This window comes from Ruegeria sp. CDSA221 (assembly GCF_059611825.1).
Genome location: NZ_JBXWPK010000012.1, coordinates 50,919 through 66,105, shown reverse-complemented (window position 1 = coordinate 66,105; position 15,187 = coordinate 50,919). Strand labels below are relative to the sequence as shown.

Below are 15,187 nucleotides of genomic sequence, written 5' to 3'. Positions count from 1 at the left end.
TATGATGATCCGATACTTGTTTCAATATATGAGTATTAGGGTCTCACTAACCAGTAAATGTTCCCAGTGATTTTTGTTCGCAGCTGGAACCGAATTACTGCGCTGGATGCGATGGCAAATCCAGCATCGGCACCCAACCGGGCAGTTCGTTTGGCGAAACCGAGACATGCAGCCGCTCGGATCGGTCGCGGCCTACTTTGCGGTGCTTGCGCAGTAGGAAAATCTTACCCCAACCGCGCCATGTGCCGACCGAACGCGCATGAGGGTCGATCACAAAGCGGTCTCTCCATCCCTCCGGCAATGGCAGGCCGTGCAGCTCTGCCTTGTCCAGCATCCAAACCAGCGAGATGTTGCTAAGAGGACGGGCTTCTTCAAACCCGTTCAACTGGCCACCCACATCGCCATGGGTGCCTCGGAACCAGACTTGCTCGATATGGCCTTTAAAATCGGGGGTACATTTCCACAGGACCGGCTCGAATACCTCGCGCGTTTCATCCAGCGCCATCGCGTGGTAGCCGTGGCGCGTAGCGGGACCAAGCTGATGGTTGTGGAAGGCGTGGCGATCCTCGGCCCAACGCCAAAGCAGCGGTAGACGCAAGCCCAGCGCTTTTACTGTATCCCACACGCCGATCATTTCGATTGCAACATCTTCATGGCAGAACTGCCGGCGAAACACAGCAGCAGCGCTACCATTGGCATTGCATTCATAGTGGCGGTAGGCCTGTTTGATATTCCTTACGGTCGCATGCTCGGCCTTGAGCAGGCCAATCATATCGATCACACCCGCAAGGCTGCGCACACCGTAGGCCCCACGTGAGTAGCCGATGAAATAGATACGGTCGCCGGGCTTATACCGCGAGGCCAGATAGCCATAGGCCCGGCGTATCTGGCGATTGATCCCCCGCCCCATCATCACATCCAACGAGGACTTCCAGCTTTCCCATTGCACGCCGGCCTCATAGAAGACGGATACCTTGCTTCCCATCTCGCAGCACAGCCGCAGCGCCTGCCCCGCATGAGTTTCATATCCGGGCTCAAGCGTCGACATGGTGCCGTCTAGAATGATGACATGGCTGACAGGTTCACGATGGCGCGTTTCGGCCGAATGCTCGGATCGCAGCGGCCGTCCAAGCCACCCCAGTACCTTTCTACTCAGCCGCGACAGTTGCATCGTTCAGCAGTTCCCATACTTTGTGCGGCGTAAAAGGCATATCGGCCTGCCGCACCCCGTGATCCCAGAGCGCATCCTGAACCGCATTTGCCACTGCAGCCAGCGCGCCCACGGTGCCGGCCTCTCCGCATCCTTTCATTCCCAACGGGTTAGAGGTTGACGGTACCGGCGCCGAGGTAAACTTAATCATGGGTATCTCGGCTGCGCGGGGCAAGGCGTAATCCATCAACGATGCCGTGAGCAGTTGCCCCTGCGCATCATGGACAACATGTTCGGACAGCGCCTGACCGATGCCTTGTGCGACACCACCATGAACTTGCCCCTCGGCCAGCATCGGATTGATAAGATTACCGAAATCATCGACCACAGTATAGCGGTCTACCCATGTTTCGCCGGTACAAGGGTCAATCACGATTTCGGCAACATGTGCCCCGTTGGGATAGCTACGGTCATCCAGCGTGATGCTTGCCTGATGCTGCAACAAATCAACGCGCCCGTCGGCACGGGCCATATCCGCGGCCTCGGTCAAAGTGGGCGTCAGGTTTGATCCCGGCGCGCGGAAGGTTTCAAAATCAAAGCGCACGTCGCTTTCCTCCACCCCCATCTTATCTGCGAGATAGGGCGTGAATGCGGCAACCATGACGTCGATCGTGGCAAGCGTCGCTGTACTTTGCACCGTAACTGATCGCGATCCCCCGGTTCCCCCACCATTCGGAAGCTGGTCGCTGTCACCTTGAACTACGGTGATGCAATCCAGGGGAACCCCGGTTTGGTCAGACAGGAACTGAGCATAGACCGTTTCGTGCCCCTGCCCGTTGGATTGGGTTCCGACAAAAAGTTTCAAGGTGCCATCCTCAACGAACTCGATCTTTGCGTTCTCGGAAGGGTCGCCCAAAATGCTTTCGATATAGTAACAAATCCCCTGCCCCCGGAACAAACCGCGTTCAGCATCGGCGATCTTGCGGGCGGCAAAGCCGCTGGACTGTCTTTGGCTTTGGGACAGAACCATGTCGAAATCGCCGACATCATACGTTTCGCCGGTCGCGGTCTTGTAAGGAAATGCCTCAGGCCGGATGAAATTCTTGCGCCTCAACTCCCAGGGATCCACGCCCAGTTCTCGGGCCGCGCGGTCGATAGCGCGTTCAAGGACATATATGGCCTCGGGTCGCCCTGCGCCGCGATAGGCGTCAACCTGCGTTGTATTGGTAAAGAACCCTTCGACCCGCAGAAAGGTGGTTTGTACATCATAGGCGCCCATCAACACTTTGCTGAAGAGATTGGTTTGTATCGCCTGCCCGAAATGGCTGTTATAAGCGCCGAGATTCACCTTGCTGTGCACCCGATAGGCGATGATCCGGTGATCGCTGTCAAATGCCAGCTCTGCCAGCGAAGACAGGTCGCGGCCATGGTGATCGGACAACATTGCCTCGGACCGGTCAGACATCCAGTGAACCGGCTGGCCCAACTTCATCGCAGCTACGGCCACACAGAAATATTCGGGATAGGGCATGACCTTCATGCCGAACCCGCCACCGACATCCGGGGTCGTGACGCGGATATCTTCGGGGTTGAGTCGCAACTTTTGCGCCAGCTGACCACGCATGGCCCAAACCCCCTGCCCGCCATAGGAAAAGTGCAACCGCCCATCAACCCAATGCGCCTGACAGCCCCGCGGTTCAATCGACGTGATGATCACTCGATTGCCTTCCACATTCAGTGCAACGGTATAGGCCGCCTGCTGAAACGCAGCAATAGTTGCCGCCTCATCGCCCAGCGCCCAGTCGAATGCCCGATTATCCGGAGTTTCCGCGTGCAGCGTTTCTCCGCCCGCACACACGTCCAGTTTTACGGGCAAGTCTGAGGTTTCGACCCAGATCAGCTCGGCCGCATCGCGGGCCTGTAAGGCGGTGTCGGCAATGACTACAGCGACGGGTTCTCCGACAAACCGTATGCGATCCGCGGCCAGCATATGCCGGTCCGGCGCAACGGCTTTCGAACCGTCTCGGTTATTCAGGATGGCCGCATTCATACACGTGTCGATCCCGGCGGCCTTCAGGTCGTCCAGCGTCATGATGAGCCGCACCCCTTCGGCCGCGTGCGCGTCATCCAGATCCAGCGCCCCAATCACCCCATGTGCCACCTGGGATCGCACGAATACCGCATGCAAAGCCCCGTGCGGCAGGACATCGTCCATAAAATGCCCCTGCCCGGTCAGAAACCGCTGGTCCTCGGTCCGTTTGACGGGCTGGCTTTTGCCAAACTTTTCCACCGCGCGCTCCTGTCTCTGCCTCTAGGCGACATTAGGCTGCGATGCATCATTGTCCATAGCCCCGGCGCTTGGCCCTTTCCCTTTTGCTATCCTTTCGATATTGCAAGCGCTAACCCGAATTTGTTGACGCAGGACGCATCCAATGGCGATGGAAAAGACATTCAACGCGGCCGAGGCCGAGGCCCGCATTTACGAGGCCTGGGAACAGGCCGGAGCCTTCAAGGCGGGCGCGAACAGATCGCGCGATGAAAGCTTTACCATCATGATCCCGCCACCCAACGTGACGGGGGCGCTGCATGTGGGACACGCGTTCAATAACACGCTGCAGGATATCCTGACCCGCTGGCACCGGATGCGCGGCTTCGACACGCTTTGGCAACCCGGTCAGGACCACGCAGGCATCGCCACGCAGATGCAGGTTGAAAAGATGCTGGCGGCGCAGGGCAACGAAGGGCGGCGTGAACTCGGGCGCGAGAAGTTCCTTGAGAAAGTCTGGGAATGGAAGGGTGAATACGGCGGCACGATCATTGAACAGCTCAAGCGTCTTGGCGCCAGCTGCGATTGGTCGCGCAACGCGTTTACCATGGCAGGTGCACCGGGTGACCCGCGCACAGGGCATGAGAATTCTGCAAATTTCCACGATGCCGTCATCAAGGTCTTCGTAGAAATGTACGAAAAGGGCCTGATCTATCGCGGCAAGCGTCTGGTCAACTGGGACCCGCATTTTGAGACCGCAATCTCGGATCTTGAGGTCGAGAATATCGAAGTCGCGGGCCATATGTGGCACTTCAAGTACCCGCTGGCGGGTGGTGAGACCTATACGTATGTCGAAAAGGATGAGGACGGGAATATCGTGCTTGAGGAACAGCGCGACTATATCTCAATCGCCACGACACGGCCCGAAACAATGCTGGGCGACGGCGCGGTTGCGGTTCATCCGTCAGATGAGCGCTACGCGCCAATCATCGGCAAACTCTGTGAAATTCCTGTTGGACCAAAGGAACATCGTCGCCAGATTCCGATCATTACTGATGACTATCCCGATCCCGATTTCGGCTCGGGCGCGGTGAAGATCACCGGCGCGCATGATTTCAACGACAACATGGTCGCCAAGCGTGGCGGTATTCCGATGTACCGTCTGATGGACACGCGTGGCGCAATGCGGGCCGATGGAGTGCCTTACGCCGAGGAGGCGGGCAAAGCGCAGGAATACGCACGCGGCAAAGCATTCACCGAGAATGAGATCGACGCGATCAACCTGATCCCCGACCACCTGCGCGGGCTCGACCGGTTCGAGGCGCGCGCCAAGGTTGTCGAAGAGATCACCGCCGACGGTCTGGCCGTCATGACCCGCGCCGATAATCCGATTCTGGGCACAAAGCTGGGTGAGGACGACGACCCGGCTGCACTCGTCCCGCTGGTCGAGAGCAAACCGATCATGCAGCCCTTTGGCGACCGCTCGAAGGTCGTGATCGAACCGATGTTCACTGACCAGTGGTTCGTGGATGCCGAAAAAGTCGTCGGCCCCGCGCTGGACGCGGTCAAGGACGGCACGGTCAAGATCATCCCGGAATCGGGCGAGAAGACCTATTACCACTGGCTGGAAAACATCGAGCCCTGGTGCATCTCGCGCCAGTTGTGGTGGGGGCATCAGATTCCGGTTTGGTATGGTCTCGACCTGTCGGCCGAAAACTTCAAAGATGACGAAAACGACGGCAACCTTGATCTGGTCGAATTGGGTCGTTTGCTGAACGAAGGTGGTATGTTGCATCGTGGCAATGTCATGGAATGCGCGTCGAGTCTGGAGGCAGTGACTGAAAAATTCCTGGACGATAATGCAAACATTCCCAGCCCGCTAAGCCACGCAACTGTAATCGAAGTTGCCGATAAGCAAGAAGCGATCCATCAATTCGCCGAAAGCCTTGCTCAGTATGCAGTTGAACAAGACCCGACGAAGCTGGTTTATCCGGTTTGGCGTGACCCCGACGTTCTCGACACCTGGTTTTCCTCCGGCCTCTGGCCCATCGGCACGCTGGGCTGGCCCGAGCAGACCGAGGAGCTGGAACGCTACTTCCCCACGGACGTTCTGATCACCGGCTTTGACATCCTGTTCTTCTGGGTCGCCCGGATGATGATGATGCAACTGGCGGTGGTCGATCAGATCCCGTTCCACACCGTCTACCTGCACCAGCTCGTCCGCGACGAGAAGGGCAAGAAGATGTCCAAGACCACCGGCAACGTCATCGACCCGCTGGAGATCGTGGACGAATTCGGCGCCGACGCGCTGCGCTTTACCAATGCCTCGATGGCGGCGATTGGCGGCGTGTTGAAACTGTCTCGCGAACGCATCACCGGCTATCGCAACTTTGGTACAAAACTTTGGAACGCTGTTCGCTTTGCCGAGATGAACGAGGTCTTCACCGACGCCGTACCGCAACTAGACGTCGCCGATCTGAAACCCAAGGCCGCCGTAAACCGTTGGATCATAGGCGAAACTGCCCGCGTACGGGCCGAGGTCGACGCCGCACTGGAAAGCTATCGTTTCAACGATGCGGCCAACGGGCTTTACACCTTTGTCTGGGGTAAGGTCTGCGACTGGTACGTTGAACTCTCCAAACCGCTGCTGCAGGGTGACGATGCCGAAGCACAGGCCGAGACCCGCGCTACCATGCGCTGGGTTCTGGACCAGTGCTTGGTCTTACTGCACCCAATCATGCCCTTCGTTACCGAGGAACTGTGGGGCCTGACAGGCACGCGCGCCAAGATGGTCGTGCACGCCGACTGGCCGACTTACGGCACCGAACTGGTCGACCCAGAGGCGGATCGCGAAATGAACTGGGTGATCTCGGTGATCGAGAACACGCGCTCAGCTCGTTCGCAGATGCGGGTGCCAGCGGGGCTGTATGTGCCAATGCTGGTGACAGAGATTGACGCGCATGGCCAAGCTGCATGGGACCGTAACGAGGCATTGATCAAGCGGCTGGCGCGGATCGACAGCCTGACCAAAGTAGACGCATTTCCCAAGGGGACGATCTCGATTGCCGCGCCGGGTGCGACGTTCGGTTTGCCGCTGGCGGATATCATCGATATCGGCGCCGAAAAGGAACGACTGGAGAAAGCCAAGGGCAAACTTGCCAAGGAATTGGGTGGTTTGCGCGGTCGTCTGAACAATCCGAAATTTGTGGCCTCGGCCCCGGAAGAGGTTGTCGCCGAAGCCAAAGCCAACCTCGCCGCCCGTGAAGAGGAAGAGGTGAAACTGAACGAGGCGCTAGCCCGTCTGACCGAAATCGCCTGATCTTCGTCTACTCCAAGCCGTTCTAGATACCAGACCCCGCCACGCCCGCGTTGGCGGGGGTTTCGTTCCCCGGCCCGGATTTAGCCCTGTTCACCTCCGCTTACGATTGCTAGCAAGTGCGGGTTGATAACGCTGAGGGCAGGATGACACGCGCATTTCCACCAATGCAGACCATCTCAACCGGATTGGTTGTGGCCATCGTCGGCTTTTTCAGCTCATTCCCCATTGTACTGCAGGGGCTGGATGCGATGGGTGCGTCACCGGAGGAGGCCGCATCGGGCCTGATGACCGCCGCCATCGCCATGGGGCTGGCCGCCATCGTGCTGAGCTTGCGCTACAAGTTGCCGATCAGTGTCGCCTGGTCCACGCCGGGTGTCGCGCTGTTGGCTGTATCCGCTACACCTGTCGAGGGGTTCTCAGGAGCTATCGGTGCGTTCCTGTGCGCTGGCGCTTTGACGGTTGTGGCTGGGTTGTGGAAACCGCTGGGAAGGTTGGCAGCTGCAATCCCGACCACGTTAGCGCAGGCAATGCTTGCCGGGGTTCTGATGCCGCTATGTATCCTCCCGTTCAAAGCGGCCGTCGAGATTCCGTGGCAGGCGCTACCCGTAATCCTGACATGGTTCATCGCGGGGCGGTTCAACCGGCTGTTTGCGGTTCCCGCGGCAGTGATCGCAGCAGCCGTTGTAGTCATCCTGAACGCCGGGGATACAACGATCATGCCCGAGCGTCTGGTTGCGGCACCGATCTGGGCCATGCCTACATTCTCGCTGGCCTCGGCCATAGGGATCGGAATGCCGCTGTTCATCGTCACTATGGCGACACAGAACATCCCCGGCATCGCGGTGATGCGCAGCTTTGGCTTTGCGCCCGTGCCGGGCAAATTGTTCTCGGCCGTCGGAGGGGCCAGCCTGCTGTCCGCCCCGTTCGGAGCCCCCGCCACCTGCCTTGCCGCCATCACTGCCGCGATGTGTTCAAATCAGGATAGTCATCCCGATCCTGCGCTGCGCTATTGGTCGGCCATCATGGGTGGCGTATTCTATTGCCTGTTTGGTATTTTTGCCGTGGCCATCACCGGATTTGCCGCCCATGCCGATCCGTTGCTGATGGGGACGCTGGCCGGGGTCGCACTGATCGGCGTGCTGGCAAATGCGATCCACGCTGCGCTGGAGGTTGTGGCCGAGCGTGAGGCGGCGATCCTGACTTTTGCTATCACTGCGTCCGGTATCACAGTCTTCGGGCTGGGGGCTGCGGTCTGGGGTTTGCTGGCTGGTGGCATTGCCTATCTGGTGACTAACCGGCTGCGATAGCCGCTTTGCCCTGAGGCCACAGCCAAAGTAAAACCGGCCAAAATTTGGATCATTGGGAACTCTGGTGGTACGCCGGATCAAGAAAGCACAGACCTAGGTCCAACCCAGAGAATTCGTTTCAAGTAACGCTGGATCAGATGCGCAAAGCCTACACCCCACTGCCTGACGCGCAGGTCCGCGATGCGCATCGGGATTCATGTGGTGACTACTTGAACTTGGGCTTACGGCCCTGCATCTGCGCCATGACAACCTCCATCTGATCGGGTTTGCCGATCAGCTCCACCTGTTCGGCAGATTCGGCCAGCAGAACGTCGGCTCGCGTACGGGTTTCGGCCACGTCGATCAGGCGCTTGGCGGCACGGATGGCTGAAGGGCTTTGGCCTGCGATGTCTTCAGCCAGAGCCAGCGCCTCGGTCAGAGGATCGTCCGAGAGTTTCGTGACCAGCCCCCAATCAGCCGCCTGCGGCGCGCCTATTGGACGTGCAGTATACGTCAGCAAGCGCAGCACGTCCGAGCGCACAAGCTCGGGCAGCAGAACCATGCCGCCCATGTCGGGAATGATACCCCATTTCATCTCCATCACCGCCAATTTCGCCTCGGGGTGGGCAATGCGGATATCCGCGCCCAGTGCGATTTGCAGACCACCACCATAGGCCACACCCTGAATGGCACAGATGACTGGAACGGGGACACGGCGCCAGATCAAGGCAAGCTCCTGCATTTCGTTGGCGTCGTCATGGCTGCGGTTCATCAGCCATTCGGTTGGGTCCTTGTGGGCCATGCTGGCGAAACTGGCCATGTCGAGACCGGCGCAGAAGCTTTTACCCTCACCCGACAGCACCACGGCGCGGGCGTCGGAAACCGCCACCTCTTGCCCGGCAGACAGGATCGCCTTGATCATGGCTTCGTCCAGCGCGTTCATCTTGTCGCCACGGGTTAGCGTGACATGGGCGATATGGTCTTTGTATTCGATGGAAACGCGAGACATTGGTCCCTCCGGAAATCAGTGTTGCGTCAACCATGCCAGCAAGATGAGGACAGTGCCACCACGACGTCAGGGCAAATCAGCGACGGGCATTCGGCCATACCACGGCGAATCCAGCGTCATGACATAGAACAGGTCACCAACGACCTGACCCGCCGTGGTGATGCCCAGCCGCCCGCCGGGGTCCTGCAAGGTTTGCAGGATTGTGCCATCCCCGTCGAATTGGACGATCATGCCGCGATGAATCGGGGCCGGTCGCACCAAAGGACCCAGCCGCCAAATCACCTTGCGCAAAAAGGGATAGGGCATCAAAGCTTCACTCGGCACCCGCGGGCTGGCGAAGGCCATCCAATAAGTGCCGTCGCCCTGCGCCGTTAGGTTATCGGGGTATCCCGGCAGGTTTTCCATCAACACCTCGCGCTGCCCAGCACTCGGCCCAGTTAGCCAGAGCTTGTGCACCCGCGCACGGCCAGTTTCGGCGATCAGCAGAAAATCCGTCTGCGGGGAAAGCGCTACACCATTGGTATAGACAAAGCCCTCGGCCACCTTTTTTGTTGTGCCATCAGGGGAATAGCGGGCCACGTATCCCGTATCCGACTGCTCCCAGATGGTCAGGACCGAGGTGGCTTTGGTACCGCCCATGGTTTCGGGATCGAACCGATCAGACGAGTTCGAGAAATAGACCGTACCGTCCGGAGCCACGTCCAACTGATTGGCATAGACCACCGGAGACCCGCCAATCTCGGACACAAGGGATACCAGCGTGCCGGGCCCGGTCCAGCGCATCAGCCCCCGGTAGCTATCTGCGATATATAGCGCGCCGTCCGGCCCAGCTTGCAGACCCAAAGGGCGCCCACCCAGGTCGTCGATCTTGACCGGGCTGTCGCCGTCGATCCGATAAAGCGCGCCGGACATGGATGTCGTGTAGATCGTGCCATCCGGCATGATCGCGATGTCTTCCGGGCCTTCCTCCCCATCCGGCAAAGAGATCAGTTCGAGGCTGTCCAAAGCGTTGTTCTCGGCAAACACGCCGGTAAAGCCCGGAGCTTCGGGCGGCTCCCAGGCCACTGGGTCCACGCCAACAGGCCAAAATATCAAATAGGCAAGCCCCACTAAAGCCAAACCAATCGCGATGCGCATGGACACTCCTTTGTTTTTGTTGATGCCAGACTGTGGGCACTGTGCAGGCAAAGCAAGGTTGCCTGTCGGATGACCTTGCGTTTATCTGTCTGCATGACCAATCCACGCTATACCCCGCTTGCCCAATCTCTTCCTGCTTCTGTGCCTTTTGTCGGCCCTGAAACACAGGAACGACAGCGCGGTGCACCATTTGTGGCCCGTCTGGGTGCGAATGAGAATGTCTTTGGCCCTTCGCCGCGCGCTATTGAGGCCATGCGGCAGGCAACTGGCGATATCTGGATGTATGCTGATCCAGAAAACCACAACCTGCGCCACGCCCTGGCTGAGTACCACTCCGTCTCACCCGAAAATATCGTGGTTGGCGAAGGCATTGATGGGTTGCTGGGCTATCTGGTGCGCCTGCTGGTTGGGCAAGGAGATACGGTTGTGACCTCGGACGGGGCCTATCCGACCTTCAACTATCACGTCGCCGGGTTTGGCGGGGTGATACACACGGTTCCTTATCGCGACGATCACGAAGACCCTCAGGCACTCTTTACCAAGGCCGCAGAGGTCGAGGCTAAGCTGGTCTATCTGGCCAATCCTGACAACCCTATGGGCAGCTGGCATTCGGGCACTGATATCGTGGCTGTATTGGATGCGCTGCCCGATGGCTGTTTGCTGGTTCTGGACGAGGCATATGTGGAATGCGCCCCCGACGGGACTGCAGCGCCGGTTGCCGCAGATGACCCGCGTGTGATCCGGATGCGCACGTTTTCCAAAGTGTACGGAATGGCCGGCGCGCGTGTCGGCTATGCCATTGGGGCGCCAGGCCTGATCTCGGCGTTCAACAAGGTGCGCAACCATTTCGGTATGAACAAGGCTGCACAAGCAGGCGCGTTGGCTGCGCTGCAGGATGAAGTTTGGCTGTTACAAATCCGTGCCCGCATCTCAGATGCGCGCGAGAGGATCAACGCGATAGCGTTGGAGAACGGGCTGCACCCTTTACCCTCAGCCACCAATTTCGTGGCCATTGATTGCGGTCAGGATGGGGTGTTTGCCAAGGCTGTTCTGGAGTCGCTGGTGGCGCAGGGGGTTTTCGTTCGGATGCCCTTTGCCGCGCCTCAGAACAGGTGCATTCGAGTGAGCTGCGGCGATGCCTCCAATCTAGGGGCTTTTGCCGCCTCTTTGCCAAAAGCGCTTGCTGACGCCCGGGCGCTGAACGTCTGAAGCTCTCGCTTATGGCCATCGGGACGGGGGGGCTGTCTGCCCCCATCGCGCCGTTTGCGCGATTCCCCCCGAAAGTATTTTGAGTCAGATGAAGATACAGATTAGCACTGAGATCGGGAGCTGGTCTCAGGTCACAAGCGCGGTGGCGGCGGCTTCTAACGCACCCGTGCCGCGCGGAATATCAAGGGCGGCCATGGCAGTTTCCACGCCGCCAAGCATCGCCATGACCATCTGTGCATTGATGTGTCCCATATGGCCCAGGCGAAAACAGCCGTCCCAATCTTCCATCCCGAGGCCTATTCCCAAAGTCAGGCCCAGCGATTGTTCGGTATAGGACCGCAATGGGGTTCCGAGCCCTCCACTCAGGCGCAGCGCGGTGACCGCATGACTTCGGTCTGCGCGGTCAGCTACGTTCAACGACAGCGCACCGCCCTGTGCCCAGATTTCGCAGGCGGTCCAGATTGCCTGAGCGAGGCGTAGATGGCGCGCCCAGACATTTTCGATCCCTTCCGCGTGGATCAGGTCGAGCGCGGCCCGCAGCCCATAGAGATGATGGGTCGGCGCGGTACCATCGAAGTATTGGTAGAATAGCTCGGGATTGGCTCGTGGCTGCCAGTCCCAATACCGGGAAACGCGCGGCATTGCGGCCCGTTTTGCCTGCGCCTTGTCGTTGAAAAATACAAACCCCACGCCCGGTGGGGTCATCAGCCCTTTTTGACAGGCGGCAACAGTCACATCGATACCCCAGGCATCCATCTCGAATTGCTCACATCCCAGCGAGGCGATGCAGTCCGCCATCACCAGCGCCGGGTGATCCAGATCATCCAGCAACGCGCGCAGCGCCGGGAGGTTGTTGCGAATTGAGCTCGAGGTATCCACGTGAACTGCAAGTATAGCCTTGATATCATGCGATGAATCAGCACGTAGCACCTCGGCAATGCGATCGAAATCCCAGACCGAGCTGGTTCCGAAATCAATCACATCCGCCTTAGCGCCGATCCCTTCGGCCATTTCGGCCCATCCATGGGTAAACCGCCCCGATGCGGGGGCAAGCACTGTCTCACCTGGCGCGATGGTGTTCGACAGTGCCGCCTCCCACGTGCCATGGCCGTTGGCAATGTAGATGGCCACGTTATGGGCCGTGCGGGCAACGCGACGCAGATCGCGGATCAGATCGGGCATCATCTCGATCAATTCGCCGTCGTAGATATTAGGTGACGGTCGGTGCATCGCCTGCAGCACTGCGTCAGGCATGACCGAGGGGCCTGGAATAGCCAGATACTCGCGCCCACGCGCGAGGGAGATTGGATGTGTCATGGGATCAACCTGTTTGAATTGGCCCTACCCTAACGTGGCCAATTTCGGCGTCAATCCATCAGCTTGGCGGCATCCCGGGCAAGCGTTTCGATCCCGGACCAGTTGCCTTCTGCGACCATCTGTTTGGGTGCTACCCAGCTGCCGCCCGCACAGATCACGTTGGACAGAGACAGGTAATCTCGGGCATTTGAAGGCGATACACCGCCCGTTGGACAGAAGGTGATTTGCGGCAAGGGCGCGCCGATAGCCTTGAGCGCAGGCGCCCCGCCCGAGGCCTCAGCCGGGAAGAATTTCAGCATGTCATAGCCTTTTTCCAGCAGGGCCATCGCCTCGGTGGCGGTTGCGGCGCCGGGCAGCAGAGGCAGGTCTTGGGCTTCGCATGCGGCGATCAGGGCGTCAGTGGCACCGGGCGAGACGCCAAACTGCGCACCAGCCTCTTTCGCGGCGCGCACGTCATCAGGCGTGATCAATGTACCCGCCCCGACGACGCCACCGGGAACCTGCGCCATCGCCCGGATCGCATCGAGCGCTGCCGGTGTGCGCAAGGTGACTTCGAGCGCAGGAAGACCGCCCGCGACCAGAGCTTCGGCCAAAGGTCGTGCGCTGGCGGCGTCGTCAATTACAAGAACCGGGACAATCGGGGCAAGGGCACAGATTTCACGGGTGCGTTGTGTCTTGGACATAGGTCTTACACTCCGAAGATGCTGGCGCCGGTATCCGCGGTGCCGACAGCGTTGCGAAACGCGCCGAACAGATCGCGCCCGACACCATGTTGGTTGGCAGAAAGGTCAGCCGTGGCCGGAGTGCGATCTAGCACACCTGGGGTGAGAATTTCGAGCGCGCCGTTTACGGCGTCCACGCGCAGAATGTCGCCATCCTGCAAATAGGCGATCGCGCCGCCATCCAGAGCCTCGGGGCAGATATGAATGGCAGCGGGAACCTTGCCGGATGCGCCGGACATACGGCCATCGGTCACCAGCGCCACCTTTTGCCCCCGGCCCTGAAGGATCGACAGCATCGGCGTCAATGAATGCAATTCGGGCATGCCATTCGCTTTGGGTCCCTGAAAGCGCACAACGACGATGACGTCATCCGTGAACTCTCCGGCTTTGAACGCCGCCTTGACCGCATCCTGAGTTTGGAACACCCGCACCGGGGCCTCGACCACCTGATGCTCGGGGGCAACCGCCGAAACCTTCATCACTCCGGTACCCAGATTGCCGCTGAGCCGCGAGAGACCTCCTGTAGGTTGGAACGGGTCTTTGGCGGGGCGCAATATCTTGTCATTCAGGCTTTGGCCTGCGCCGTCCTCCCAGGTCAGGTCGCCGTCTTTCAGCTTGGGTTCTTTGGTATAATTGTGCAACCCCTGCCCCGCGACGGTCAGCGTGTCGGGGTGCAGCAACCCGTCTTCGAGCAGCGTGCCAATGCAATAGCCCAGCCCGCCCGCGGCGTGGAAATGGTTCACATCGGCCAGTCCGTTGGGATAGACTCGCGCGACCAGTGGCACCACGGCGGAGATTTCGGAAAAATCCTGCCAATCCAGCACGATACCGCCCGCGCGCGCCATCGCGATCAGGTGGATCAGCAGGTTTGTCGACCCGCCAGTGGCCATCAGACCAACGATGCCGTTCACAAAGGCACGTTCGTCAAGTATCTGGCAGACCGGCGCATAGTTGTTGCCCAGCGCACTGAGCGACAGAGCACGGCGCGCACCTTCTTCAGTCAGCGCATCGCGCAGCGGTGTGTTTGGATTGACAAAACTGGATCCCGGAAGGTGCAGGCCCATGAACTCCATCAGCATCTGGTTGGTATTAGCGGTGCCATAAAAGGTGCAGGTGCCGGGGCCATGATAGGCGGCCATCTCGGCGGCCATGAGCTCGGCGCGGTTGATCTCTCCGGCGGCGAATTTCTGGCGGATCTTGGCCTTTTCGTCATTTGGCAAACCGCTGGTCATCGGGCCTGCGGGCAGAAATACAGCTGGCAGATGGCCGAACGCCTGCGCGCCGATCACAAGGCCGGGCACGATCTTGTCGCAGACCCCCAGAAACACGGCAGCGTCATAAGTGTTGTGGCTCAGCGCCACGCCTGTAGCCAATGCGATCACATCGCGCGAGAACAGCGACAGTTCCATCCCCGCCTCGCCCTGCGTGACGCCGTCACACATTGCCGGTACGCCACCTGCCACTTGCGCGGTTCCACCTGCGGTGCGGATCGCATCGCGGATCAGGCCGGGATAGCGCTCGAACGGCTGATGGGCTGACAGCATGTCGTTATAGGCGGTGACGATGCCCAGATTGCCCGCCGTACCAGTGGCCATCGATTGTTGGTCATCGCCTGCGCCGGCATAGGCGTGGGCCTGACCGCTGCAGGACAGATGCGCCCGCGCCGGGCCTTTGGACCGGGCCTGTTCCATCCGCTCAAGATGCGGGCCGCGCAAATCGGCGCTGCGCGCTATAATCCGTTGCGTGACGTCGGTGATAACTAAATTAACCAT

10 protein-coding genes are annotated in these 15,187 nt (G+C 59.6%); 3 read left to right on the top strand and 7 right to left on the bottom strand.

The features are described from left to right. Window positions 1–94 precede the first annotated feature (94 nt). Entirely contained in the window at window positions 95–1,171 is a 1,077-nt protein-coding gene (locus AC2FJ5_RS16465) for a T6SS phospholipase effector Tle1-like catalytic domain-containing protein (protein WP_496791213.1), read from the bottom strand. Next, window positions 1,149–3,440, bottom strand: a complete 2,292-nt coding sequence (locus AC2FJ5_RS16460) for a xanthine dehydrogenase family protein molybdopterin-binding subunit (RefSeq protein ID WP_496794064.1) — start codon at window positions 3,438–3,440, stop codon at window positions 1,149–1,151. The genes AC2FJ5_RS16465 and AC2FJ5_RS16460 overlap by 23 nt, the downstream gene beginning before the upstream one ends. Window positions 3,441–3,582: 142 nt before the next feature. Between AC2FJ5_RS16460 and AC2FJ5_RS16455 the strand changes: the two genes are divergently transcribed. Both AC2FJ5_RS16455 and AC2FJ5_RS16450 read left to right on the top strand, forming a co-directional pair. Then, window positions 3,583–6,735, top strand: coding sequence for a valine--tRNA ligase (locus tag AC2FJ5_RS16455; protein ID WP_496794062.1), 3,153 nt, complete (start codon window positions 3,583–3,585; stop codon window positions 6,733–6,735). Window positions 6,736–6,878: 143 nt separating this feature from the next. Then, entirely contained in the window at window positions 6,879–8,042 is a 1,164-nt protein-coding gene (locus AC2FJ5_RS16450) for a benzoate/H(+) symporter BenE family transporter (RefSeq protein WP_496704011.1), read from the top strand. A 205-nt stretch (window positions 8,043–8,247) separates the two neighbouring features. Here the strand turns inward: AC2FJ5_RS16450 and AC2FJ5_RS16445 are convergent, their stop codons facing one another. Then, a complete protein-coding gene (locus AC2FJ5_RS16445) occupies window positions 8,248–9,030 on the bottom strand; it encodes a crotonase/enoyl-CoA hydratase family protein (RefSeq protein WP_496692870.1) in 783 nt (260 codons plus the stop codon). A gap of 66 nt (window positions 9,031–9,096) precedes the next feature. Beyond that, the gene (locus AC2FJ5_RS16440) at window positions 9,097–10,167 is read right to left on the bottom strand and encodes an SMP-30/gluconolactonase/LRE family protein (protein ID WP_496692871.1); all 1,071 of its coding nucleotides are present in this window, start codon (window positions 10,165–10,167) and stop codon (window positions 9,097–9,099) included. A 93-nt stretch (window positions 10,168–10,260) separates the two neighbouring features. Between AC2FJ5_RS16440 and AC2FJ5_RS16435 the strand changes: the two genes are divergently transcribed. Next, window positions 10,261–11,376: a pyridoxal phosphate-dependent aminotransferase gene (locus AC2FJ5_RS16435; protein WP_496692872.1), complete on the top strand. Its 1,116-nt coding sequence runs from the start codon at window positions 10,261–10,263 to the stop codon at window positions 11,374–11,376. A 126-nt stretch (window positions 11,377–11,502) separates the two neighbouring features. Here AC2FJ5_RS16435 and AC2FJ5_RS16430 read toward each other — a convergent pair whose 3' ends face one another. Genes AC2FJ5_RS16430 through edd form a run of 3 tightly spaced genes read right to left on the bottom strand, consistent with a single transcriptional unit; the run spans window position 11,503 to window position 15,187 of the window. Then, window positions 11,503–12,693 (bottom strand): pyridoxal-phosphate-dependent aminotransferase family protein, encoded by a 1,191-nt coding sequence (locus tag AC2FJ5_RS16430; RefSeq protein ID WP_496794061.1) that lies wholly within the window; start codon window positions 12,691–12,693, stop codon window positions 11,503–11,505. 50 nt (window positions 12,694–12,743) lie between these two features. Beyond that, entirely contained in the window at window positions 12,744–13,376 is a 633-nt protein-coding gene (locus tag AC2FJ5_RS16425) for a bifunctional 4-hydroxy-2-oxoglutarate aldolase/2-dehydro-3-deoxy-phosphogluconate aldolase (protein ID WP_142638043.1), read from the bottom strand. A 5-nt stretch (window positions 13,377–13,381) separates the two neighbouring features. Continuing rightward, the gene (gene edd / locus AC2FJ5_RS16420; protein WP_496794060.1) at window positions 13,382–15,187 is read right to left on the bottom strand and encodes a phosphogluconate dehydratase; all 1,806 of its coding nucleotides are present in this window, start codon (window positions 15,185–15,187) and stop codon (window positions 13,382–13,384) included.